Annotated in this window: 22 protein-coding genes; 20 read left to right on the forward strand and 2 right to left on the reverse strand. The window is 74.0% G+C overall.

Annotated features, from left to right (window positions below):
- Position 1 precedes the first annotated feature (1 nt).
- The 6 genes from ADJ73_RS10775 (at position 2) to ADJ73_RS10800 (ending at position 4,914) form a co-directional block, all read left to right on the forward strand.
- On the forward strand, positions 2-604 hold the full coding sequence (locus ADJ73_RS10775) for a hypothetical protein (RefSeq protein ID WP_156188208.1): 603 nt from the start codon (positions 2-4) through the stop codon (positions 602-604).
- A complete protein-coding gene (gene hisH / locus ADJ73_RS10780; RefSeq protein ID WP_050348266.1) occupies positions 601-1,248 on the forward strand; it encodes an imidazole glycerol phosphate synthase subunit HisH in 648 nt (215 codons plus the stop codon). Before ADJ73_RS10775 ends, hisH begins: the two co-directional genes overlap by 4 nt.
- A 43-nt stretch (positions 1,249-1,291) precedes the next feature.
- A complete protein-coding gene (locus tag ADJ73_RS10785) occupies positions 1,292-2,521 on the forward strand; it encodes a cysteine desulfurase-like protein (RefSeq protein WP_050348267.1) in 1,230 nt (409 codons plus the stop codon).
- Positions 2,522-2,624: 103 nt separating this feature from the next.
- The gene (priA, locus tag ADJ73_RS10790; protein WP_050348268.1) at positions 2,625-3,362 is read left to right on the forward strand and encodes a bifunctional 1-(5-phosphoribosyl)-5-((5-phosphoribosylamino)methylideneamino)imidazole-4-carboxamide isomerase/phosphoribosylanthranilate isomerase PriA; all 738 of its coding nucleotides are present in this window, start codon (positions 2,625-2,627) and stop codon (positions 3,360-3,362) included.
- A gap of 5 nt (positions 3,363-3,367) precedes the next feature.
- Positions 3,368-4,186, forward strand: coding sequence for an SseB family protein (locus tag ADJ73_RS10795; RefSeq protein WP_082176927.1), 819 nt, complete (start codon positions 3,368-3,370; stop codon positions 4,184-4,186).
- A gap of 89 nt (positions 4,187-4,275) precedes the next feature.
- Positions 4,276-4,914, forward strand: coding sequence for a serine O-acetyltransferase (locus tag ADJ73_RS10800; protein ID WP_050348270.1), 639 nt, complete (start codon positions 4,276-4,278; stop codon positions 4,912-4,914).
- A 4-nt stretch (positions 4,915-4,918) separates the two neighbouring features.
- On the opposite strand, the gene ADJ73_RS10805 is transcribed toward ADJ73_RS10800, so the two are convergent.
- The gene (locus ADJ73_RS10805) at positions 4,919-6,496 is read right to left on the reverse strand and encodes an amidohydrolase (RefSeq protein WP_050348271.1); all 1,578 of its coding nucleotides are present in this window, start codon (positions 6,494-6,496) and stop codon (positions 4,919-4,921) included.
- Positions 6,497-6,631: 135 nt separating this feature from the next.
- On the opposite strand from ADJ73_RS10805, the gene ADJ73_RS10810 reads away from it, so the two are divergent.
- Positions 6,632-7,225: a pentapeptide repeat-containing protein gene (locus tag ADJ73_RS10810; RefSeq protein WP_050349396.1), complete on the forward strand. Its 594-nt coding sequence runs from the start codon at positions 6,632-6,634 to the stop codon at positions 7,223-7,225.
- Between the two features lie 220 nt (positions 7,226-7,445).
- Here the strand turns inward: ADJ73_RS10810 and ADJ73_RS10815 are convergent, their stop codons facing one another.
- Complete coding sequence (locus tag ADJ73_RS10815) at positions 7,446-9,854, reverse strand: phosphoketolase family protein (protein WP_156188319.1); 2,409 nt, start codon at positions 9,852-9,854, stop codon at positions 7,446-7,448.
- A gap of 595 nt (positions 9,855-10,449) precedes the next feature.
- Here ADJ73_RS10815 and infC point away from each other — a divergent pair.
- The 13 genes from infC to ADJ73_RS10880 all read left to right on the forward strand — a co-directional run bounded on the left by infC (position 10,450) and on the right by ADJ73_RS10880 (position 23,484).
- A complete protein-coding gene (infC, locus tag ADJ73_RS10820; RefSeq protein WP_253272549.1) occupies positions 10,450-11,013 on the forward strand; it encodes a translation initiation factor IF-3 in 564 nt (187 codons plus the stop codon).
- 54 nt (positions 11,014-11,067) lie between these two features.
- On the forward strand, positions 11,068-11,262 hold the full coding sequence (rpmI, locus tag ADJ73_RS10825) for a 50S ribosomal protein L35 (RefSeq protein ID WP_019287233.1): 195 nt from the start codon (positions 11,068-11,070) through the stop codon (positions 11,260-11,262).
- Positions 11,263-11,303: 41 nt separating this feature from the next.
- Positions 11,304-11,684, forward strand: coding sequence for a 50S ribosomal protein L20 (gene rplT, locus ADJ73_RS10830; RefSeq protein WP_050348273.1), 381 nt, complete (start codon positions 11,304-11,306; stop codon positions 11,682-11,684).
- 122 nt (positions 11,685-11,806) lie between these two features.
- Positions 11,807-12,622 carry a TrmH family RNA methyltransferase gene (locus ADJ73_RS10835; protein ID WP_050348274.1) on the forward strand — a complete coding sequence of 272 codons (816 nt, stop codon included), beginning with the start codon at positions 11,807-11,809 and terminating at the stop codon, positions 12,620-12,622.
- Between the two features lie 44 nt (positions 12,623-12,666).
- Positions 12,667-13,782 carry a sensor histidine kinase gene (locus tag ADJ73_RS10840; protein ID WP_050348275.1) on the forward strand — a complete coding sequence of 372 codons (1,116 nt, stop codon included), beginning with the start codon at positions 12,667-12,669 and terminating at the stop codon, positions 13,780-13,782.
- 165 nt (positions 13,783-13,947) lie between these two features.
- Positions 13,948-15,042, forward strand: coding sequence for a phenylalanine--tRNA ligase subunit alpha (gene pheS / locus ADJ73_RS10845; protein ID WP_050348276.1), 1,095 nt, complete (start codon positions 13,948-13,950; stop codon positions 15,040-15,042).
- Entirely contained in the window at positions 15,042-17,609 is a 2,568-nt protein-coding gene (pheT, locus tag ADJ73_RS10850; protein ID WP_050348277.1) for a phenylalanine--tRNA ligase subunit beta, read from the forward strand. Before pheS ends, pheT begins: the two co-directional genes overlap by 1 nt.
- A gap of 1 nt (position 17,610) precedes the next feature.
- On the forward strand, positions 17,611-18,579 hold the full coding sequence (locus ADJ73_RS10855) for an SDR family NAD(P)-dependent oxidoreductase (protein ID WP_253272550.1): 969 nt from the start codon (positions 17,611-17,613) through the stop codon (positions 18,577-18,579).
- Between the two features lie 49 nt (positions 18,580-18,628).
- The gene (argC, locus tag ADJ73_RS10860; protein ID WP_050348278.1) at positions 18,629-19,675 is read left to right on the forward strand and encodes an N-acetyl-gamma-glutamyl-phosphate reductase; all 1,047 of its coding nucleotides are present in this window, start codon (positions 18,629-18,631) and stop codon (positions 19,673-19,675) included.
- Entirely contained in the window at positions 19,672-20,823 is a 1,152-nt protein-coding gene (gene argJ, locus ADJ73_RS10865) for a bifunctional glutamate N-acetyltransferase/amino-acid acetyltransferase ArgJ (RefSeq protein WP_050348279.1), read from the forward strand. The genes argC and argJ overlap by 4 nt, the downstream gene beginning before the upstream one ends.
- Positions 20,820-21,785 (forward strand): acetylglutamate kinase, encoded by a 966-nt coding sequence (argB, locus tag ADJ73_RS10870; RefSeq protein WP_082176930.1) that lies wholly within the window; start codon positions 20,820-20,822, stop codon positions 21,783-21,785. Before argJ ends, argB begins: the two co-directional genes overlap by 4 nt.
- Positions 21,782-22,987 (forward strand): acetylornithine transaminase, encoded by a 1,206-nt coding sequence (locus ADJ73_RS10875; RefSeq protein ID WP_050348280.1) that lies wholly within the window; start codon positions 21,782-21,784, stop codon positions 22,985-22,987. Before argB ends, ADJ73_RS10875 begins: the two co-directional genes overlap by 4 nt.
- Positions 22,984-23,484 carry an arginine repressor gene (locus tag ADJ73_RS10880; protein WP_050348281.1) on the forward strand — a complete coding sequence of 167 codons (501 nt, stop codon included), beginning with the start codon at positions 22,984-22,986 and terminating at the stop codon, positions 23,482-23,484. The genes ADJ73_RS10875 and ADJ73_RS10880 overlap by 4 nt, the downstream gene beginning before the upstream one ends.
- Positions 23,485-23,526 lie beyond the last annotated feature (42 nt).

Below are 23,526 nucleotides of genomic sequence, written 5' to 3' on the forward strand. Positions count from 1 at the left end.
GGTGCTCCTGGTCCGGGGCAGGCGTGAGCAGGTGATCCGGTGGGTGCGACGCGGCACCCTGCCGGTCCACGTGGTGCCCGGCACACCCTGGACCGCCCTGGTCCCGGCCGGTCCGAGCCGCGCCGCCGAGCCCTACGCCGACGGGGTCGCCATGCTCGCCGCGCACCCCGTCCGGCTCCGGCTCAAGCCCGCCGTCGGGCTGTGGGTGGACGGCGACCGCGCCGTCATCACCTGCTGGCCGAGCCGGTGGCGCCGCGGCCAGCGGTGGGTGCAGTGGCTGCCGGGCGAGGGGCCCGGGCCCGTGACGGGGTTCCCCCTGGCGCGCCCGGTGGACCTCGCGCAGGCGACCGGGTTCGGGCGGCAGGAGGGCGCGCCAGGCGCCATACGGGACCTGCTGGGCGACCCAGGGGGGACCGCCGCGGACGTGCTGGAGGACCTGGCGGTCCTCCTCGGGCTGCCCCACGCGGCGGTGCTGCGCGGCAAGCCCGCCGGGGACCTGCCCGGCGCCGAGCTGGTGGTCCCCGCCGACGAGGCGGTGCAACGGTTCGAGAAGGTCGTGACGGACGAGCAACGGCTCGACACCGAGGTGGAGGAGGGGCTGTGAGCGCACCCGACGTGGTGGTGCTGGACTACGGTAGCGGCAACGTCCGCTCGGCCGTGCGCGCGCTGGAGCGCGTCGGCGCGCAGGTGACGCTGACCGCGGACGAGCGGCGGGTGCTCGACGCCGACGGGCTCTTCGTCCCCGGGGTGGGCAACTTCCACGCCTGCCTGCGCGGTCTGCGCGCCGTCGACGGGCACCGCCTCATCGACGTGCGACTCTCGGGGTCGCGGCCCGTCCTCGGCATCTGCGTGGGGATGCAGGCCATGTTCGAGGGCTCCACGGAGCCGTCCGTGCAGGGCGCCGTGCCCGGGCTCGACCAGTGGCCCGGCACCGTGGAGCGGCTCCCCGCCCAGGTCGTCCCGCACATGGGCTGGTCCCGGGTCGACGCGCCCGCGGGGACGGTGCTCTTCGACGGGGTGCAGGACGAGCGGTTCTACTTCGTGCACTCCTACGCCGTGCAGGACTGGACGCTCGACCCGCACGGGCCGTTCGAGGTGGTGGCGCCCCGGGTGACCTGGGCCGAGCACGGAGCGCGGTTCGTCGCGGCGGTGGAGAACGGCCCGCTGTCCGCGACCCAGTTCCACCCCGAGAAGTCCGGCGACGCCGGCCTGCAGCTGCTCGCCAACTGGGTCGCCACCCTGCGCTGACCTCCGCCTGGTCCACCTGCACGCCGCGCGGCAGGATGACCTCATGAGCTACGACGTCACCGCGCTGCGCGCGCGCATCCCCGCTCTCGACGAGGGCACGGCCTACTTCGACGGGCCGGGCGGCACCCAGACGCCACGGGAGATCGGGCAGGCCATCGCCGATGCGCTGACCGCCCCGCTCTCCAACCGCGGGAGCGGCTCCACGAGCCAGCGCAACGCCGAGCAGCACGTCGAGGACTTCCGGGCGGCGTGCGGAGACCTGCTCGGCACCGACCCGCGGGGGATCGTCCACGGGCGCAGCTCGACGACGCTGACCTATGACCTGGCTCGCACGCTGGCCCAGGGCTGGCGCGAGGGCGACGAGGTCGTCGTCACCTCCCTGGACCACGACAGCAACATCCGCCCGTGGGTGACGGCCGCGGAGCGGGCCGGGGCGACGGTGCGCTGGTGGGAGCTGGACCCGGCGACGGGGGAGCTGCCGCTCGACCGGCTGACGGCGGTCGTCAGCGACCGGACCAGGTTGGTCGCCATGACCGGGGCGTCCAACCTGCTCGGCACCCTCCCCGACGTCGCCGCGGCCGTGGCCGTGGCCCACGACGCCGGGGCCCTCCTGCACGTCGACGCCGTGCACCTCGCCGCCCACCGGCTCATCGACCGGGAGGCGCTCGGGGTCGACACCCTGGTGTGCTCGCCCTACAAGTTCCTCGGGCCGCACTGCGGCGTCCTGGCCGCCGACCCCGCTCTGCTGGACACCCTGCACCCGGACAAGCTGGTCCCTTCCACCGACGCCGTGCCGGAGCGCTTCGAGCTGGGGACCCTGCCCTACGAGCTGCTGGCGGGGGTCACGGCCACCGTCGACCTCCTGGCCGACCTGGCCGACCTGGCTGACCTGGCCGACCTGGCCCCCGGTGACGCGCTCGGCCGCCGAGACCGACTGGCCGCGTCCTGGGCAGCCGTCCACGACCACGAGAGCTGGCTGCACCGGCTGCTGGAGCAGGGCCTCGCCGAGCTGCCGGGGGTGCGGGTGCTGTCGCGCGCGGCGCAGCGCACCCCCACCTCCTACCTCGTCGTCGACGGCGTCCCCGGCGAGGAGGTGAGCCGCCGGCTGCTGGAGCACGGGGTACTCGCGCCGGCCGGCCACTTCTATGCCTACGAGGCGTGGCGGCGGTTGGGCCTCGAGCCCGATGTCGGCGTGCGGGTGGGCCTGGCGCCATACACCTCGGAGGACGACGTCGACCGGCTGCTGTCGGCCCTGGGGACCGTCGCCCGGTGACAGCGGCCGGACGAGGAGCCAGCGGCGGGAGCGACGCGTCAGCGCGCGGTCCGGTGGTCGGGCGGGGCGGCATACGCCTCCCGGCGCGCGATAGCGTCGGGGCGTGACTGACGCACCTCGCCTGGAGCTCCTGCCCGCCGTCGACGTCGTGGACGGTCGCGCCGTCCAGCTGGTCCAGGGGGTCGCCGGGTCCGGCGGCGAGTTCGGCGACCCGTGGGAGGCCGCCAAGGCCTGGCAGGACCAGGGCGCCGAGTGGCTGCATCTCGTCGACCTCGACGCCGCCTTCGGGCGCGGCTCCAACTACGACCTGCTGCGGGACATCGTCGGGCGCCTCGACCTGCAGGTGGAGCTGAGCGGAGGCATCCGCGACCAGGCGAGCCTCGAGCGGGCGCTCGCCACGGGCTGCCGCCGCGTCAACATCGGCACCGCGGCGCTGGAGGACCCGGAGTGGACCCGGCGCGCCATCGGGGAGTTCGGCGACCAGGTGGCCATCGGACTCGACGTCCGCGGCACCACCCTCGCTGCTCGCGGCTGGACCCAGGAGGGCGGCGACCTGTGGGAGACCCTGGCGCGCCTCGACGCCGAGGGCTGCGCCCGCTACGTCGTCACCGACGTCAACAAGGACGGCATGATGGCCGGCGCCAACGTCGACCTGCTGAGCCAGGTCTGCCAGGCCACCGACCGGCCGGTGGTCGCCTCCGGCGGCGTCTCCACCCTCGAGGACATCATCGCCATCCGGGGCCTCGTGCCGCAGGGGGTGGAGGGCGCGATCGTCGGATCCGCGCTCTACAAGGGTGCCTTCACGCTGCCCCAGGCCCTGGACGCCGCAGGGCGCCCCTGACCGCCATGCCCGACCACCCGATCGACCCCAGGATCCGACGCCGTATGGCGGACCACGAACCCGTCGCCGGCCGCGACACCGGCGGGGTGCCGTGGCACGGGCGGGAGCTGACCGACAACCCCTTCGCCCAGGACACCGGCAACGTCGACCCGCTGCTCGCGGCCGCCCTCGCAGACCCGGACGAGGAGGCCCTGCTGGCAGCGGTGGCCCGGGCCCGGTTGTTCGTGCCCGTCGTCGCCGCCCCCGGCGACGAGGCGGCCGCCGGCACCGACTCCGTGGCCGACATGGCCACGGTCGTCCTCACCAGCCCGGACGGGGAGCGGGCGCTGCCGGCGTTCTCGAGCCTGACCGCGCTGACCGGGTGGGACGCCGCGGCGCGCCCGGTGCCGGTCACGGCCCAGACCCTGGCGCAGGCGGCGGTGCAGGAGCGCTGCGACGCGGTCGTGGTCGACCTCGGCCACGAGCAGGCGCGGGTGCTGCGGGCGTCCATGGTCTACGCCCTCGCCCAGGGACGCGCCTGGGTCCCGGCCGACCAGGACGTGGTGGTGGGGGAGTCGGTCGACACGGCCCGGGCCGCCGTGGTCGCCGACGAGCGGCTCCACGGACTGGTCCACGACGTCCGGGTCGGCGGTCTGACACCCTCGGGCGAGCTGCGGGTCGACGTGGTCGTGCCGCGCGGGCTGGACCGTCAGACCCTGCACCTGGTGCTGGCGGAGGTCGGCCGGCAGCTGTCGGGGGACGTCGAGCTGCGGGCGCGGATCGACGGCGTGACCTTCTCGGTCGTCGCGGGTCCCGGTGCTGGCCCGGTTTCCCCGATAGGCTGATACCCGGGTGCAGGTGTCACCTCACCATCACGTAGCGTGACCACGATCGTGTCAAGGCGAGCCAGGCTGCCGCACGCGGAGGAGCATCGATGACGCAGCAGGACGCGGAGACCGGCGTCACCCACCAGCGCGACGCCGCGGAGCCGGCCAACCCCCTCAAGACGCGCCTGCTCGCCGGCTCTCAGCTGTTGCAGACGATCCGGGAGGACCGGCAGACCAACCTCGGGTGGCTCGAGCCCGGTTTCCACGCGCTCGCCGCCTACCGCCTCGGGCGGTGGGCCCTCGATGCCCGCGACGAGCCCACGTGGAAGCGGCGCGGCGCCGAGCTGGCCTACGCGGTGGGCCACCGGGTCTCGGTCAACGTCTACGGCATCGACCTCCCCCGCACCGCCAGCATCGGGCGACGTGTCGTCGTCCAGGAGGCTGCCATCGGCGTCCACCCCCAGTCGGTGATCGGTGACGACTGCGTGCTGCGCAAGGGGTGCACGATCGGCGGGACGACCGGGGGCGACACCTTCGGGGAGCAGGCTCCGGTCGTGGGTGACGGCGTCAGCATCGGCGTCAACGCGGTCGTGGCGGGCAGGATCACCGTGGGCGATCACGCCGCCATCGGGCCCAACGCCGCCGTCCTGCGTGACGTCCCTGCAGCAGCCACGGTCATCGCGCCCAAGCCGCGGGTCATCCAGGGGCTGTCCAGCAACGTGGCTCGCGTGGGGGACGAGGGCTGACCCGTCACGCCGTGGTGTGACGCACCGTCCCGCCGACCACGGTCGTGAGCGCCCGCACCACACCCAGCTCGGCCGGCGGCAGCTGCCAGGGGTCGCCGCTCCACGCCACGAGGTCCGCCACCGCGCCGGGCCGCAGCATCCCGGTGCCGGCGGGTCGGCCCGCCGCGCGGGCCGGCGCCACGGTGAAGCCGTGGACCGCCTGGTCGACGGCGAGCCGCTCCCGCGGCTCGAACCCGCCTGGTGGATAACCGGTCTCGAGCTCCTGCCGGGTCACTGCGGCCTGGATCCCCGCCATCGGGTCGGGCTCCTCCACCGGGGCGTCGGACCCGAGGACCACCAGGGCCCCGGCCCGCAACAGGCTCGCCCACGCGTAGGACCGCAGGTCCCGGCCGGCTAGCAGCCGCTCGACGAGCCGGATGTCGCTGGTGCAGTGGGTCGGCTGCATGCTGGCGACGACGTCCAGCGCGGCGAGCCGCGCCACGTCGTCCGGTCGCAGGTGCTGGGTGTGCTCGATCCGGTGGCGCAGGGCCGGCGGCCCCGCGAGACGCCGGGCCTCGGCATACGCCGTCAGGACCCGATGGTTGGCCTCGTCCCCGATGGCGTGCGTGGCGACGCTGATCCCGGCCCGCGTGGCGCGCACCACGACGTCCACGAGCTCGGGCACCCCGACGACCTCGATCCCGTGCCCGCCGTCCGGGAAGGGCTCGCCCATGTGGCACGTGTGCGACCCGAGCGCACCGTCGCTGAACACCTTGACCGGGCCGGTGGACAGCCAGGCGTCCCCGTCGCCGGTGCGGCGGCCCTCGCCGATCGCCCGATCCAGGGCCTCGAGCGGGACGGACTTGTGGACCCGGAGCGCGAGCTCGCCTGCGGCTCGCAGACTTTCGTATGCCGCCCGCGCGTCCTCCCCGTCGAAGCAGTGGACCCCGGTGAGGCCCACGGCGAGCAGGCGCTGCTGGGCCACCCGCAGCTGCTGGGTGAGGTCACCGGAGTGGAGCGTCATGAGGTGCTCCCCGCCCAGGGTGGCGGACTCGCGCAGGATCCCGGTCGCGCGGCCGTGGGCGTCGCGCTCGATGGTGCCACCGGGTGGGTCGGGGGTGTGGTCGTTGATCGAGAGGTGCTGCAGGGCAAGGGAGTTGACCCAGTGCGTGTGGCCGTCGATCGACGGGAGGACCGCCGGTCGGTCGGGGCAGACCCGGTCGAGGGCGTCGCGGCCGGGCAGCCCCTCGGGCCAGTCGTTGGCGTCCCACCGGCCGCCGAAGACCCACCGGCCGGGCTCGAGCCCCGCGACGAAACGGGCGATCGTCGCCAGCGCGTCCCGCTGCGTGGCGCAGGCCCGCAGGTCGACCGTGGTCAGGTCGCGCGCGTAGCCCGCCGTGTGGATGTGCGCGTCCACCAGCCCCGGGGTGACCGTCGCCCCGCCCAGCCCGATCGTGCTCGTGATCCCCGTGGTGTGCGCCCGGAGCTCGTCAGCCGTGCCCACCGCCAGGACGTGCTCGCCCTCGGTGAGCAGCGCGGTGGCGACCGGGTGGGCGGGGTCCAGCGTCCGGAGGTCCGCGTCGACCCACAGCGTGCGCGTCACGGGTCGAGGGCTCGCGCGAGGGGTGTGGTCACAGGGCGAGGGTAGCGGCCGGGGGCCCTCCCGGCCGGGACCATCCCTGCCAGGCTGGCCACCACCCCTGCCATGCACGCCGCCACCCCTGCCATGCTGGCCGTCATGACCACCGACGTGACGGGACGCCGCTTCGCCGGCGAGGACTGGTATGCCCGCGAGCTCGTGGGGGAGCGGTTCGTCGACTGCGAGCTGGTGGACGTCGACCTGACCGAGGCGACGATCACGGACTGCGCCTTCGAGGGCACCAGGTTCCGCAACGTGCGGCTCAACGCCGCCCGCCTGGAGCGCACCCGCCTGACGGGCTGCACCTTCGAGGGGTCGTCCTTCTTCGACGCCACCCTGGTCGGCTGCAAGCTGACCGGCAGCGAGCTCGTCGGGTGCACCCTCCTGCCGCTGACCGTGGAGGGCGGGGACTGGTCCTACGTCTCGCTGCGGCAGGCGGACCTGCGTCGGCTCGAGCTGACGGAGGTCAACCTCGAGGAGGCCGACCTCACCGAGGCCGACCTGACGGGCGCCGCGATCCACTCCTGCCGTATGGCGCGCGCCGTGCTCCGGGGGGTGGTCATGCGGGGCGCCTCGCTGGTCGGTAGCGACCTGGCCGGGATCCAGCTCGCCGAGGTCGACCTGCGTGGCGTGACGATCGACCTGGCGCAGGCCGCGCTCGTCGCCGAGTCGCTCGGCGCCACCGTCGTGTGACCGCGCTCAGCGCAGGCGGCGGGCGGCGTGCTGCAGCCCCTGCCGCACCCGCTCCAGGTCGGCCGGGGTGGCCCGGTCCATCGGGATGGTCGCGCACAGCGCGACGCGTGCACGCCAGCTGCGCCCCTTGAGCGGGATGGAGACGCCGCCGAGCGGTGTTCCGAGTCGCCCGACCCCCGACGGGGTCGGGCGACTCGCGCGCTCGCCGCTCCGCCGGCGGCTAGGCCTCGACCTGTCGCCCGCTGACCTCGGAGCCGGGGTCCTGAGCCACCCAGTCGCGCACCTCGGGCATGTCCTGCAGGTGCTCGCGGATGTACGCCTCGTGCCGGTCGAGCTGCTCCTGGCACCAGGCCTTGAGCGCGGCGGACCCGCGCGGGTGCCGCTGGGAGTTGTTGAGCGCGTCCATCACCAGGTGGTAGCGCGACGCCTGGTTGCGCACCACCATGTCGAAGGGCGTGGTGGTCGTGCCCTGCTCGATGAAGCCCCGCACGTGGAACCGGTCGGCGTCGTTGCGCCCGTGCACCAGCTGGTGGATCGCGCCGGGGTAGCCGTGGAAGCTGAAGACCACGTCCTGCCAGGTCGTGAACAGCTCCTCTAAGGACATGTCGGACATGCCGTTGGGGTGGTCCTTGCGGCGCGCCAGCGTCATCAGGTTGACGACGTTGACGACGCGCACCGACAGCTCGGGCAGCCGCTCCCGCAGGATCTGCGCCGCCGCCACCGTCTCCATGGTCACGACGTCGCCCGCGCAGGCCAGCACGATGTCGGGCTCGTCGCGGGAGTCGAGCTCGTTGCCGGCCCAGTCCCAGATCGAGGCGCCGCGCTCGCAGTGCTCGCGCGCCTCCTCGAGGGTGAGGTACTGCAGCTGCGGCTGCTTGTCCTGCACGATCAGGTTGACGTGCGAGCGGGACCGGAAGCAGTGGTCGGCGACGGCGAGCAGCGTGTTGGCGTCGGCGGGGAGGTAGATGCGAGCGACGTCGCCGCGCATCTGCAGGACGTTCTGGATCAGGCCGGGGCCCTGGTGGCTGAAGCCGTTGTGGTCGTTGCGCCAGGCCGTCGAGCTGAGCAGGACGTTGAGGCTGGGGATCCTGGCCCGCCACCCCAGGTGGTGCGCCTCCTCGAGCCACTTGCAGTGCTGGATGGTCTGCGAGGCGCTGACCATCGCGAACGCCTCGTAGGTCGCGAAGAGCCCGTGCCGACCGGTCAGCGTGTAGCCCTCCAACCAGCCGTGGCAGCTGTGCTCGGACAGCACCTCCATGACGCGCCCGTCGGAGGAGAGCTTGACGTCGTCGGGGGTGACCCGCTCCATCGTCATACGGTCCGAGACGTCGAAGACGGCTCCGATCCGGTTGCTGTTGCTCTCGTCGGGGCAGAAGAGCCGGAAGGTGCGCGGGTTGCGCTCGTAGAGCCCCTTCATCAGCTCGCCCAGCACCCGGGTCGACTCGTGGCGGACCACCGCGGGCGCCGGCACGTCGATCTCCAGGTCCTGGACGTCCGGGATGTCGAGGTCCTGGGTGAGCAGCCCGCCGTTGGCGTGCGGGGTGCCGCTCATGCTGAGCGCGCCGGGCGGGTTGTTGCGGGTGACCAGCTCGGTCGGTGCGCCCGACTCGTCGAAGAGCTCCTCGGGGCGGTAGCCGCGCAGCCACTCCTCGAGCAGCCGCAGGTGGTCCGGGTCGTCCTTGACCCCGGACAGCGGGACCTGGTGGGCCCGCCAGGTGCCCTCGATCAGCGTGCCGTCGACCTCGTGCGGGCCGGTCCAGCCCTTGGGGGTGCGCAGGATGATCATGGGCCAGCGCGGCCTGGTCTGCGGCGCCTCTCCCGCGCGCGCCCGGTCCTGGATCTCCCGGATGAGGCCGTATGCCGTCGCCAGCGCCTCGGCGAACCGCCGGTGCATGCCGGGCAGGTCGCTGCCCTCGACCTCGATGACCTCGTAGCCGTGGCCGCGGAAGAGCTCGCGCACCTCCTGCGGGTCCTTGCGGGCGAGGACGGTGGGGCCGGCGATCTTGGCGCCGTTGAGGTGCAGCACGGGCAGCACCGCGCCGTCGCGGGCGGGGTTGAGGAAGGAGATGCCCTTCCAGGACCCCTCGAGCGGGCCCGTCTCGGCCTCGCCGTCGCCGACCACGGCGACGGCCAGCAGGTCGGGGTTGTCCATGACTGCGCCGAAGGCGTGGATGAGGGCGTAGCCGAGCTCGCCGCCCTCGTGGATCGAGCCCGGGGTCGTCACCGAGGCGTGGGAGGGGATCCCGCCCGGCGCGGAGAACTGCCGGAAGAACCGGGTGAGCCCCTCCACGTCCTGCGTCACCTCGGGGAAGCGCGGGGTGTACTCGCCCTCGAGGTAGGCGGCCCCGACGAGCGCCGGGCCGCCGTGCCCGGGCCCGGCGAGGTAGATCGTCTGCTGCCCGGTGTGCCGGATCAGCCGGGACGCGTGGGCGTAGACGAACGCGAGCCCGGGGGAGGTGCCCCAGTGCCCGAGCAGCCGGGGCTTGATGTGCCCGGGGGCGAGCGGCTCGCGCAGCAGCGGGTTGGCCATGAGGTAGATCTGGCCGACCGTGAGGTAGTTGTCGGCGCGCCACCAGGCGTCCAGGGTGGCGATCTCGTCGTCGGACGGGTGGGCGAGCCGCTCGCGCACCTCGTCGGTGAGCGGGGGTGCGGGGCGCAGGTGGGCGGGAGCGGTCGCGGCGGGCGTGACGGGCTGGTCGGGCGTCGTGCTCACGGCAGACTCCTTCGGATCGGGAGGGTCCTTCGGATGGGTGCTCCCTCCACCTTCCTACCCCCGTCGGCGGCGCTCAACCCGGGCAGGGGGCAGGTCACGAGATGTTCACCGGCGCCTAGCCCCCGGGCCGGCCGACGGATTGGTGCGGCGTGGGCCCGGCCTGGTAGCCTGGTGCACTGACCGGTGACATCCGCCTGGGTGTCACGTGCAAGAGAAGCCCCGCTTCCACCCGCCATCGCCGACCGAGCAGCAGCTCGACAGGCGTTCGGGTCCTGAGGTCGCCGCCACGGATCGTGGCGGTTCGCCGTCGGCCGTTCGTGGGCCGGCCGGCGGGCGTCGTCATACGTCCCGAGCGGGCGTGGCGCCGGATCTCTCGGTGGTGCAGGCTCCTCGCGCAGGTCGCGGGGAGCCTTTCGGTTTCTCCGGACAGGTCACCGACATGTTCGAGAAGGAGCATCACATCAGCGAGCCTCGTATCAATGAGCGCATCCGGGTCCCCGAGGTGCGCCTTGTGGGACCCAACGGTGAGCAGGTCGGCATCGTCCGCGTGGAGGATGCGCTGCGTCTGGCCGCCGAGGCGGACCTCGACCTGGTCGAGGTGGCCCCGATGGCCAAGCCTCCGGTCGCCAAGCTCATGGACTTCGGCAAGTTCAAGTACGAAGCGGCGCAGAAGGCGCGTGAAGCCCGCAAGAACCAGGTCAACACGGTCATCAAGGAGATCAAGCTCCGCCCGAAGATCGACCCGCACGACTACGGCACCAAGAAGGGCCACGTCGTCCGGTTCCTCAACGGCGGCGACAAGGTCAAGGTGACCATCATGTTCCGCGGCCGCGAGCAGTCCAAGCCCGAGCTGGGCTTCCGGCTGCTGCAGCGCCTCGCGGAGGACGTCTCCGAGCTCGGTTTCGTCGAGTCCGCGCCCAAGCAGGACGGCCGCAACATGGTGATGGTCCTCGGCCCCACCAAGAAGAAGGCCGACGCCAAGGCCGAGCAGCGCAAGCGCCGCGAGAGCGCCGCCCGCGGGCCGCAGGACGAGGCGCCCGAGGCCGTCGACGGCCCCGAGTCGCCCACCGAGTAGCCCTCGCCCCCAGCTTTACCCGCCCGCACAACGAGTTAGAGGAGATCGGCCACCATGCCGAAGAACAAGACGCACTCCGGTGCCAAGAAGCGGTTCCGCCTGACCGGCTCCGGCAAGGTCATGCGCGAGCGCGCGCACCACGTGCACAAGTTCGAGGAGCGCGCCAAGCGTCAGACGCGCCGTCTGGTGCCTGACGTCGTCGTCGCCAAGGCCGACGAGAAGAAGATCAAGCGCCTCCTGGGCAAGTGAGCCCGCTTTCCCTTATTAGTCTTTCCTGAAGGAGTACTCACGTGGCACGCGTGAAGCGGGCAGTCAACGCCCAGAAGAAGCGCCGGGTCGTCCTCGAGCGCGCGAGCGGCTACCGCGGTCAGCGGTCCCGCCTCTACCGCAAGGCCAAGGAGCAGGTCACCCACTCCCTGGTCTACGCCTACCGCGACCGTCGCGCCCGCAAGGGTGACTTCCGACGCCTGTGGATCCAGCGCATCAACGCTGCGGCCCGCGCCAACGGCATGACCTACAACCGCTTCGTCCAGGGCCTCAAGGCCGCGGGCGTCGAGGTGGACCGCCGCATGCTCGCCGAGCTGGCCGTCAACGACGCCGCCGCGTTCACCGCGCTGGTCGAGATCGCCAAGGCCAACGTCCCGGCGCAGTCCGCGACCGACGCCGCCTGATCCTCTCCGGACCAGGCACAGCTCGTATGCCGAGCCCCGCTCGTCCTGAGCATCGTTCCCGTGGGGGCGACCAGACCGCTGGTCGCCCCCACGGGCGTGCCGGGGACCCTGCCTCCGCCGGGGTGCTGAGCAACCCTCGGTCCGACCGGGTCCGCGCGGTGCACGCCCTGACCCGCCGCGCGGTGCGCGAGCGCGAGCAGGCCTTCCTCGCCGAGGGCCCGCAGGCCGTGCGCGAGGCGGTGGCCTTCCAGCCGGACGTGGTCCGGGAGGTCTACCTGACGCCCGCGGCGGCGCAGCGGCACCCCGGGATCGTCGACGACGCCCGCGCCGCGGGCCTGCGGGTGCAGACCGTCACCGACGAGGTCCTCACCGCGATGGGGGACACCCAGGCCCCCCAGGGGATGCTCGCCGTGTGCCGCCGCCTGGACGTGACGCTCGACGCGGTGCTGGCCGGCGACCCCCGGCTGGTGTGCGTCCTCACGCACGTGCGCGACCCCGGCAACGCCGGCACGGTGCTGCGCGGCGCCGACGCCGTCGGCGCGGACGCCGTGGTCGTGAGCGAGGCCAGCGTCGACGTCTACAACCCCAAGGTCGTGCGGTCGACGGTCGGCTCGCTCTTCCACCTGCCCGTGGTCGTCGGTGTGCCCGTCGAGGAGGTGCTGGGGCGGTTGCGGGGGCACGGCATACGCCTGCTGGCGGCCGACGGGCACGGCGACCAGCTGCTGACCGCCCCGGCCGTCGAGCGCCGGCTGGCCGCGCCGCACGCCTGGGTGATGGGCAACGAGGCCTGGGGGATGCCCGAGGAGACCCGCGCGCTGTGCGACGACGTGGTCCGGGTGCCCATCCACGGGCACGCCGAGTCGCTGAACCTCGCCATGGCTGCAACGGTTTGTCTCTACGCTTCGGCACGGGCCCTGCACGACGACGCACCGCACTAGGCTGTTCGGGTGGCTCGGTCGGTGCGGCCGACTAGGGTGCTCCCATGACCTCGGTGACACCTGGCGTGCCGGAGCGACAGGCTGCCCGGCCCGCCTCGATGCCGGTCCGTTGCCCGTCGCAGGTCTGTGACCTGGACGTCCTCCCTGACGGGGTCGTCGTCACGGACGCCACGGGAGTTGTCACCGCCGTCAACTCCCGCGCCCTGGCCATCCTCGGTGCCGACCGTGACGCCGTCCTGGGTGCGGACGCCCGGGTGGCCCTCCCGCTGCAGGACCTCGAGGGCCGCTCCTGGTGGACCTGCGCCGACCCCTACGGCGGCCTGGCGACCCGGACCCGCATCTCCGAGACCCTGCTGGCGCTGCCCGGCGACCGCGAGGTGTTCCTCACCGCCACGCTGGGGCGCGAGCGACCGCGGGGCCCGGTGGTCCAGGTGGTCGTCGTGCTGCGGGCCGCCGCCGCCCGGCGGCGCGCGGAGCAGAAGACCTCGGCCCTCATCTCGACGGTTGCCCACGAGCTGCGGTCCCCGCTCACCAGCGTCAAGGGCTTCACGTCGACGCTGCTGCGCCGCTGGGACCGCTTCAGCGACGACCAGAAGCGGCTCATGCTGGAGACGATCGAGTCCGACACCGACCGCATCACCCGCCTGGTGGCCGAGCTGCTCGACGTGTCACGCATCGACAGCGGCCGCCTGGAGCTGCGCCGCCAGCCGGTCGACCTGCCCCGCATCGTCGAGCGGCACGTCGAGGGCCTCGTCGCCTCGGGCCATGCGGCCGACCGGTTCGTGCTGCAGGTGCAGGAGCCGCTGCCCGAGGTGTGGGCCGACCCGGACCGCGTCGAGCAGGTGGTGGCCAACCTGATGGAGAACGCCCTGCGCCACGGCGCCGGCGTGGTCACCGTCGCGATCGCCGGGTCCCCCGGGCAGGACTTCCTGCTGGTGCGGGTGTCCGACGAGGGCGAGGGCATCCCGGAGGAGAGCTACCCGATGGTGTTCACCCGGTTCTGGCACTCGACCCGTCGGGGTGGCACCGGGCTGGGGCTGTATGTCGTCCGCGGCCTCGTGCAGGCCCACGGGGGCACGATCTCCGTGGGACGGGCACCGTGCGGGGGCGCCGAGTTCTGCTTCACCCTGCCCGCCGGGGCGCCCGAGCACGTTGCCTGAGCGCGTCGCCTGAGCGCGTCGTCTGATGGCCGGGCGCGCCGCGCACCGGCCGCGGGGCTCTCGCCTGCTGTCCGCAGAGGCGGCGCCGTCGGTGCCGCCCACTAGGATGGCGTGCGGTGACGGCCGGGCCCGCCCCCGCACCCCCGACCCACGTGAGTGAGAGCGATGTCTGGACCCAACACGCAGTACGACCCGGTCGAGGTCAGCGCCCTCGACCCTGCCGCCATCGAGGCCGACGTCGCCGCGGCGCTCGCCGCCGTCGAGTCCGCCACGACGCTCGAGGAGCTCAAGGCCGCCCGGCTGGCGCACGCGGGGGACCGGTCGCCGCTGGCGCTCGCCAACCGGGAGATCGGGGCGCTGCCGCCGTCCGCCAAGGCCGACGCCGGCAAGCGCGTCGGGCAGGCCCGGGGCCGGGTCGCGGCCGCGGTCGCCGCCCGGCAGCAGGTCCTCGAGACCGAGCGCGACGACCGCATGCTCGTCGAGGAGCGGGTCGACATGACCGTAGTGGCGCCGCGCCGCCCGATCGGCGCCCGCCACCCGATCTCGACGACCATCGAGCGGATCGGGGACATCTTCACCGGCCTCGGCTGGGAGGTCGCCGAGGGCCCCGAGGTCGAGGCCGAGTGGTTCAACTTCGACGCCCTCAACTTCGGCCCGGACCACCCGGCCCGGGCCATGCAGGACACGTTCTTCCTCGAGCCGACCGACGGCGGCCTGGTGCTGCGCACCCACACCTCGCCGGTGCAGATGCGCGCGATGCTGACCCGCGAGCTGCCGCTCTTCATCGTCTGCCCCGGCAAGGTCTTCCGCACCGACGACCTCGACGCCACCCACACCCCGGTCTTCCATCAGGTCGAGGGCCTGGCCGTCGCCGAGGGCCTGACCATGGCCCACCTCAAGGGCACCCTCGACCGGTTCGCCGCCGAGCTGTTCGGCCCGCACGTGACCACGCGGCTGCGGCCCGCCTTCTTCCCCTTCACCGAGCCGAGCGCCGAGATGGACTTCCAGTGCCCCATCTGCCTCGGCAAGGACCCGGCCTGCCGGGTGTGCGGCGGCACCGGCTGGATCGAGTGGGGTGGCTGCGGCATGGTCAACCGCAACGTCCTGTCGGCGGCGGGCATCGACCCCGACCGCTTCACCGGGTTCGCCTTCGGGATGGGCATCGAGCGCGCCATCATGCTGCGCCACGGGGTGCCCGACATGTTCGACATCGTCGAGGGCGACGTCCGTTTCAGCACGCAGTTCGGGATGGAGATCTGATGCGCGCACCCGTGTCCTGGTTGCGAGAGCTGGTCGGGGAGGACGCCCTGCCCGTCACGACGACGGGTGCGGACGTCGCCGCCGCCCTGGTCAAGGTCGGCCTGGAGGAGGAGGGCCTGCACGGCGGGGACGTCACCGGCCCCCTCGTCGTCGGGCGGGTCCTGGACTACGCCGACGAGCCGCAGAAGAACGGCAAGGTCATCCGGTGGTGCACCGTCGACGTCGGCGAGCACGGCCAGATGGTGACCGAGGGCAAGCACCAGGAGATCGTCTGCGGCGCCCACAACTTCGCCGTGGGTGACCTGGTCGTCGTGGTGCTCCCCGGCGCCACCCTGCCCGGCGGTTTCCGGATCAGTGCCCGCAAGACCTACGGCCACGTCTCCAACGGCATGATGTGCGCCCTCGACGAGCTCGGCCTCGGCGAGGACCACAGCGGCATCATCGTGCTCGGCGACTACCTGGCCGACGACCCGGAGCGCCTCGCGCGAGCGGTCCCCGGCGCCGACGCCATCGAGCTGCTCGGGCTGGGCGACGAGGTCGTGGAGGTCAACATCACCCCGGACCGCGGCTACGCCTTCAGCATGCGGGGGATCGCCCGCGACCTCGCCCTGTCCCTCGGCGTCCCCTTCACCGACCCCGCCGCCGAGCCGGCCCGGACCGCGCCGGCCGGCGACGGGTCGGGCTATCCGGTGCGGCTCGCGGACGAGGCGCCCCTCGACGGGCGCCCCGGCTGCGACCGGTATGTCGCCCGCGTCGTCCGGGGCGTGGACGTCCACGCCACGACGCCGCCGTGGATGGCGACCCGCCTCACCCAGCTCGGGATGCGCCCGATCTCGCTGACCGTCGACGTGACCAACTACGTGATGCTGCTGCTCGGCCAGCCGCTGCACGCCTTCGACCTCGACCGCCTCTCCGGCTCCATCGAGGTCCGGCGGGCGCGTGCGGGGGAGCGGCTCACCACGCTCGACGGGATCGAGCGTGCGCTGGACCCGCAGGACCTGCTCATCACCGACGCCGGTGAGACCCCGCTCGTCATCGCCGGCGTCATGGGCGGCGCGGACTGCGAGGTCACCGACACCACGACCGACGTCCTGGTCGAGGCCGCCCACTTCGACCCGGTGAGCATCGCCCGGTCGGCGCGTCGCCACAAGCTGCCCAGCGAGGCGGCCAAGCGCTTCGAGCGGGGCGTGGACCCCGAGCTCACCGCCGCCGCGGCCGAGCTCGTCGTCCAGCTCCTCGTGGAGCTCGGCGGCGGCACCGCCGACCCTGGCGCCACCGACGTCGGTTCCGTGACGCTGCCGGAGCCCTTCACCGTCGACGTGACGCTGCCGACCCGCCTGGTGGGGCTCACCTTCGAGCGCCCGGAGGTCCTCGCGGTGCTGCGCGAGATCGGCTGCGACGTCGAGGAGCTCGACGGCGACCTGGTCCGGGTGACGCCGCCGAGCTGGCGCCCCGACCTGCGCAACGGGCCCGACCTCGTGGAGGAGGTCGCCCGGGTGCGGGGCTACGCGCAGATCCCCTCCGAGCTGCCGCGGGCCCCGGGAGGCACCGGCCTGACGCCGGTGCAGCGGGCCCGCCGGCTCCTGGCGGCCACCCTGGCGCAGCAGGGCCTCGTCGAGGTGCTGAGCAGCCCCTTCGTCGCGGAGGCGCGGTTCGACGCCTTCGGCTACGACCCCCAGGACGAGCGACGGCGCACGGTCCGGCTCGCCAACCCCATCAACGACGAGCAGCCGCTGCTGCGCACCACGCTGCTCGACACCCTGCTGGACGTGCTGCGGCGCAACGTGTCCCGCGGCGCCAAGGACCTCGCGATCTACGAGCTGGGCCTGGTGACCCGCCCCGACGGGCGCGGCCTCAAGGCGCCCATCCCCCCGCTCGGGCACCGTCCCGACGAGGAGACGCTGCGGCGCATCCACGAGGCGGTCCCGGCTCAGCCGTGGCACGCCGCGCTGGTCCTGACCGGTGACGCCGCCCCCGCAGGGCCCTGGGGCCCGGCCCGGCCGGTGTCCGCGACCGACGCGGTCGCGGTGGTGGTGGAGGCCGCGGGGGCCCTCGGGGTGAGGCTCGAGGTCGCCCAGGCCGAGCAGACCCCCTGGCACCCCGGCCGGTGCGCCCGGCTCGTCCTGCCCGACGGCACCACCCTCGGGCACGCCGGAGAGCTGCACCCGCGGGTGCTCGCGGCGCTGGAGCTGCCGGCCCGCACCTGCGCTGCCGAGATCGACGTGGACCTGCTCGCCGCGGCGGCCGGGGAGGCCGTCGCCGAGGCTCACAAGCTGTCCACCTACCCCGTCGCACACAGCGACGTCGCCCTCGTCGTCGACGAGCGGGTCCCCGCCGCCGAGCTGGAGCGGGCGCTGCGGGACGGCGCCGGGGCCGAGCTGGAGCACGTCGTCCTCTTCGACGTCTTCCGCAGCGACCAGCTCGGGCCGGGCAAGAAGTCGCTGGCCTACCGCCTCACCGTCCGGGCCGCCGACCGCACCCTCACCACCGAGGAGGTCAGCGCCCTGCGCGACCGCGCGATCTCGGCCGCGGCCCAGGCCACCGGCGCGACCCAGCGAGGTGCCTGAGGTGACCAGCAACAGCGCGCCGGACGGCGGCCCGGTCACCGACCTGCCCGACGGTGGCCCCGTCGCGGACCCGCCCGTCGCCGGCCTGCCGGACGGTGGCCCCGTCGGCGGCCTGGTGCCGGGGGCCGAGGAGACGGTGACCCCGCAGCGGCCCGCAGGGGCGCCCGGCATACCGCCGGTGGTGCTGGTGACGGGAGGGTCGCGCGGCATCGGCGCGCACCTGGCCCGTGGTTTCTCCGCGGAGGGCTACGTCGTCGAGCTGACGTCGCGCGACGGTGACGCCGCCCGCCGGCTGGCCGACGAGCTCGTGCGCGAGGGTGGCGACGCGACCGGCTCCCCGCTGGACGTCGCCGAGCCTGACCAGGTGCGGATCTTCGTGGACCAGGTGCTCGAGCGGCACGGCCGGCTCGACGTGGTCGTCAACAACGCCGGGGTCATCGAGCGGCCGACCGTGCTGTGGGAGAGCGACATCGACGAGTGGTGGGGCGTGCAGCGCACCAACGTCCTCGGGCCCTACCTGGTCGCGAGGGCGGCGGCGCCCGCCATGATCGCCGCCGGCGGCGGTCGCATCATCAACCTCAACAGCGGCTCGGGCACCCGGGCCGACGCGGAGCAGAGCGCCTACCACGTGTCCAAGACCGCCCTCGCGCGGATCACCGGCGCGCTGCACCTCGCCGGCGCCGAGCACGGCCTGCGTGCCTTCGACCTGGCGCCGGGCGTGGTCCGCACCGACATGACCGAGGCGATGCCGCAGCACCTCGGACGCACCGAGTGGACCGACCCGCAGGAGGTCGTGGCGCTGGCGCTCGCCCTCGCCGCGGGCGACCTCGACGCCTGGTCGGGGCGCATGGTCCGGGCCGGCGCCGACACCCCGGAGAGCCTCGCCGCTCGCGCGGCCGAAGGGCTCACCGACGACGTCCGCACCATCGGGCTGGTCGGTTACGGCGACGGCGACCCGGTGGCCGGTTGACCCTGCGGACCGTTTCGCATGATGACGCGGTCCGACGTATGATCATGCAATGAGGTCCGTAGCCGTCGCCGGTGCGAGCGGGTATGCCGGCGGCGAGCTGCTCCGGCTGCTGCTCGGCCACCCCGAGCTGGAGGTCGGTGCCGTCTGCGCCGCCTCCCAGGCAGGCAGCCTGCTCGGGGCCGTCCACCCCCACCTGATGCCCCTCGCCGAGCGGCGTCTCGAGGCCGCCGACCCCGCGCTGCTGGCCCGCCACGACGTGGTGGCGCTGGCGCTGCCCCACGGGGCGTCCGCGCCGCTAGCGGCGCAGCTGCCGGACCACGTCGTGGTCGTGGACTGCGGGGCCGACTTCCGGTTGGAGGACCCGGCCGCGTGGGAGGCCTTCTACGACACCCCCCATGCCGGCGCCTGGGCCTACGGGCTGCCCGAGCTGCCCCTCGAGGCGGGGTCAGGTCGCGGTCGCGACGCCCTGGCCGGTGCGACCCGCGTCGCGGTCCCCGGCTGCTACCCGACGGCCACGACGCTCGCGCTGGCGCCCGGCTTCGCGGCCGGCCTGCTCGAGCCCGACGACGTCGTGGTCGTCGCCGCCAGCGGCACCAGCGGGGCCGGCAAGGGGCTCAAGCCGCACCTCCTCGGCGCCGAGGTGATGGGGGGCATGTCGCCGTACGGCGTCGGCGGGGTGCACCGGCACACGCCCGAGATCGAGCAGAACCTCTCCCGCGTCGCCGGCGCCGCCGTCACCGTCTCCTTCACGCCCACCCTGGCCCCCATGCCACGCGGCATCCTCGCCACCTGCACCGCCCGGGCCGTGCCCTCGGCGACCGCCGACGAGGTGCGCGCCGCGTGGGAGTCCTGCTACGCGGCAGAGGAGTTCGTGCACGTCCTGGCGCCCGGCCGCTGGCCCCGCACCGCCGACGTGCTGGGCTCCAACCAGGTCCAGGTGCAGGTCGCCCTGGACGAGCGCACCCGCCGGGTCGTCGCCGTGGCCGCCATCGACAACCTCACCAAGGGCACCGCGGGGGCCGCCGTGCAGGCCATCAACCTCGCGCTCGGCCTGCCGGAGGGCCTCGGCCTGCCGACCGTGGGGGTCGCGCCGTGAGCGCCACCGCGGCCCGCGGCTTCCGGGCGGCCGGGGTCACGGCGGGGCTCAAGCCGAGCGGCCGGCCCGACGTCGCCCTCGTCGTCAACGACGGCCCCGACCACCACGGCGCCGCGGTCTTCACGAGCAACCGGGTGGAGGCGGCGCCCGTCACGTGGAGCCGTCAGGTCCTCGCCGACGGGCGTATCGACGCGGTCGTGCTCAACTCCGGGGGAGCCAACGCGTGCACCGGGCCCGAGGGCTTCCTCGACAGCCACCGCACCGCCGAGCAGGTCGCCGAGCTGCTGGGGATCAGCGCCGGCGACGTCGTGGTGTGCTCGACGGGCCTCATCGGCGAGCGACTGCCGATGGACCGGCTGCGGGCCGGGGTGAGCGAGGCCGCGGCCTCTCTCTCGGGCGACGGCGGTCCGGCTGCGGCAGAGGCCATCATGACCACCGACACCCGTCCCAAGCAGGCGCAGGCGAGCGGTGACGGCTGGGTCGTCGGCGGGATGGCCAAGGGGGCCGGCATGCTCGCCCCGTCCCTCGCGACGATGCTCGTCGTGCTGACGACGGACGCGGTGGTCGACCCCGCGACGCTCGACCGGGCGCTGCGCACGGCGACCGCCGCGAGCTTCGACCGCGTCGACTCCGACGGCTGCCAGTCCACCAACGACACCGTCGTGCTGCTCGCGTCCGGGGCGAGCGGGACCGCACCCGGCGAGGAGCAGCTCACGCACCTGCTCACGGAGGTCTGCCAGGACCTCGCCCGACAGCTCGTCGGCGACGCCGAGGGCGCCCACCACGACATCCGCATCGAGGTGGTGCACGCGGTCGACGAGGACGACGCCCTGGAGGTGGCCCGGTCCGTCGCCCGCAACAACCTCTTCAAGTGCGCCGTCTTCGGCAACGACCCCAACTGGGGCCGCGTCCTCGCCGCCGTCGGCACGACCTCCGCCGAGTTCGACCCCTATCGCCTGGACGTGGCGATCAACGGCGTCCAGGTGTGCCGCGCCATGGGTGTCGGCGAGCCGCGCGATCGCTTGGACCTGACACCGCGCGAGGTGCACGTCCAGGTGGACCTGCACGCCGGCGACGCGGCAGCGACCGTCTGGACCAACGACCTCACCCACGACTACGTCCACGAGAACTCCGCGTACAGCACATGACGACCACTCCCAGCCCCCGCCCCCGGGCCACGCCGCGACTGCTCGAGTCCCACCCGCGCACCCTCGCCAAGGCGTCCGTGCTCGTCGAGGCGCTGCCCTGGATGGAGCGCTTCCGCGGCGCCCTGGTCGTCGTCAAGTACGGCGGCAACGCCATGGTCGACGACGACCTCAAGCGGGCCTTCGCCCAGGACATCGCGTTCCTGCGCTACGCCGGGCTGCGGCCCGTGGTCGTGCACGGCGGTGGCCCCCAGATCGCGGCGATGCTGCAGCGGCTCGGCCTGACCAGCGAGTTCCGGGGCGGCCTGCGGGTCACGACGCCGGAGGTCATGGACGTCGTGCGGATGGTGCTCACCGGCCAGGTGGGTCGGGAGCTCGTCGGGCTGCTCAACCAGCACGGCCCGCTCGCCGTCGGTCTGTCGGGGGAGGACGCCCACCTCTTCGGGGCCCGCCGCCGGGGCACCGTCGTCGACGGCGAGGACGTGGACCTCGGCCTCGTCGGGGACGTGGAGGTCGTCAACCCCGCTGCCGTGCAGGACATCCTGGACGCGGGCCGGGTCCCCGTCGTGTCCACCGTCGCCCCGGACCTCGACCAGGACGGCCAGGTCCTCAACGTCAACGCCGACACCGCCGCGGCCGCCCTGGCGGTGGCGCTCGGGGCCACCAAGCTCGTGGTCCTCACCGACGTCGAGGGCGTCTACCTGCGCTACCCCGACCCCGACTCGCTGCTCGCGACGATGACCGTCGACGAGGCCGAGGAGCTCGCCGGACGCGTGGACGCCGGCATGATCCCCAAGCTGCAGGCCTGCGTCGCGGCCGTCCGGGGCGGCGTCGGCCAGGCCCACATGATCGACGGTCGGGTCGCGCACGCGCTGCTGCTCGAGGTCTTCACCAGCGAAGGGGTCGGCACGATGATCACCGCTGCCGACGACGAGCCCGGCACCGAGCCCCAGGAGGCCGTATGACGACCGCCACCGCCACCCTCGACCGCTCCCAGGAGGTGCTGCTGGGCGTCTTCGGGCGGCCCCGCCTCACGCTCGTGCGGGGCGAGGGCTGCCACGTGTGGGACGCCGACGGCCGCCGCTACCTCGACCTGCTGGGGGGCATCGCCGTCAGCAGCCTCGGGCACGGCCACCCGGCCCTCGTCGAGGCGATCAGCCGGGCGGCCCGGGAGCTCGTGCACGTGTCCAACTTCTTCGTGACCCCGGACCAGGTCCGGCTCGGGGAGCGGCTGCTCGAGCTGGCGGGCGCCCCGGACGGTTCGCGAGTCTTCTTGTGCAACAGCGGGACCGAGGCGATCGAGGCCGTCGTCAAGCTGGCGCGGCGCACCGGTCGGCGGCGGGTCGTCGCGGCGGAGGGCGCCTTCCACGGCCGCTCCACCGGCGCGCTCGCGCTGACCCACAAGCAGGCCTACCGGGAGCCCTTCGAGCCCCTCATGAGCGAGGTCACCTTCGTGCCCTACGGCGACACGGCGGCGCTGCGGGCCGCCGTGGACGAGACGGTGGCGGCCGTCGTGCTGGAGCCGATCCAGGGGGAGGCGGGCGTCATACCGGCCTCCGGCGACTATCTGCGGGCCGCGCGGGAGGCGACCACGGCCGCGGGCGCGCTGCTGGTGCTCGACGAGATCCAGACCGGGGTGGGCCGCACCGGGCGGTGGTTCGCGCACCAGGAGCACGGGATCCGCCCCGACGTGATGACCCTCGCCAAGGGGCTCGCCGGAGGCGTGCCGATCGGGGCGGTGGTCACCTACGGCGACGCCGTCAGCGGCCTGCTCGGGCCGGGCCAGCACGGGACCACCTTCGGCGGCAACGCGCTCGCCTGCGCCGCTGCGCTCGCCGTGCTCGACACCATCGAGCGGGACGGCCTGCTGCAGCAGGCCGCGGCGACCGGCGAGCACCTGGCGCAGGCCGTCACGGCGCTGGGGCACCCCGGCGCGACGGAGGTCCGCGGGGCCGGGCTGCTGCGCGCCATCGGCCTCGCCGGGGACGTCTCGGCGCAGGTCACCGCCGCGCTCGAGGCATCAGGGCTTATCGTCAACCCAGTGCGTCCCGACGCCATCCGGGTCGCGCCACCGCTCATCCTGACCACCGAGCAGGCCGACGAGCTCGTCGCCGCCCTGCCCGCCGCGCTCGACCGGATCGCCTCGTCGCACGGAGGACCATCATGATCGCCCCCACCCGTGGTGCCCGGCACCAGCTCATCGCCGACATCCTGGCCCGCACCACCGTGCGCTCCCAGAACGAGCTGCTCGAGCTGCTCGCGGCCGAGGGGGTCGAGATCACGCAGGCGACGCTGTCGCGCGACCTGGTCGACCTCGGCGCGGTCAAGGTGCGTCAGGGACGCACCCTGGTCTACGCCCTGCCGGGGCTCGGGGGTGACCAGACGCCGCGCATCGCGCCCGACCACGCCGAGATCTCCGGTCGGCTGCGCAAGGTGTGCGAGGAGCTGCTCGTGTCGGCCCGTTCTTCGGCAAACCTGGTCATCGTGCGCACCCCGCCGGGGGCCGCCAACTTCCTCGCCTCCGCGATCGACATGGCCCGCGAGAGCGACATCGTCGGGACCATCGCCGGCGATGACACCATCCTGGTCATCTCCTCCGAGCCGGACGGCGGGCAGGCGGTCGCGGCCAAGCTGCTCCGCCTCGCCGGCGTGACGGAGGACTGAGGACTGACCCCGGGCGGCGCCCACCCGCGGCGCCGCTCCTCG

It is taken from the genome of Arsenicicoccus sp. oral taxon 190 (assembly GCF_001189535.1).
Classification (GTDB): Bacteria; Actinomycetota; Actinomycetes; order Actinomycetales; family Dermatophilaceae; genus Arsenicicoccus.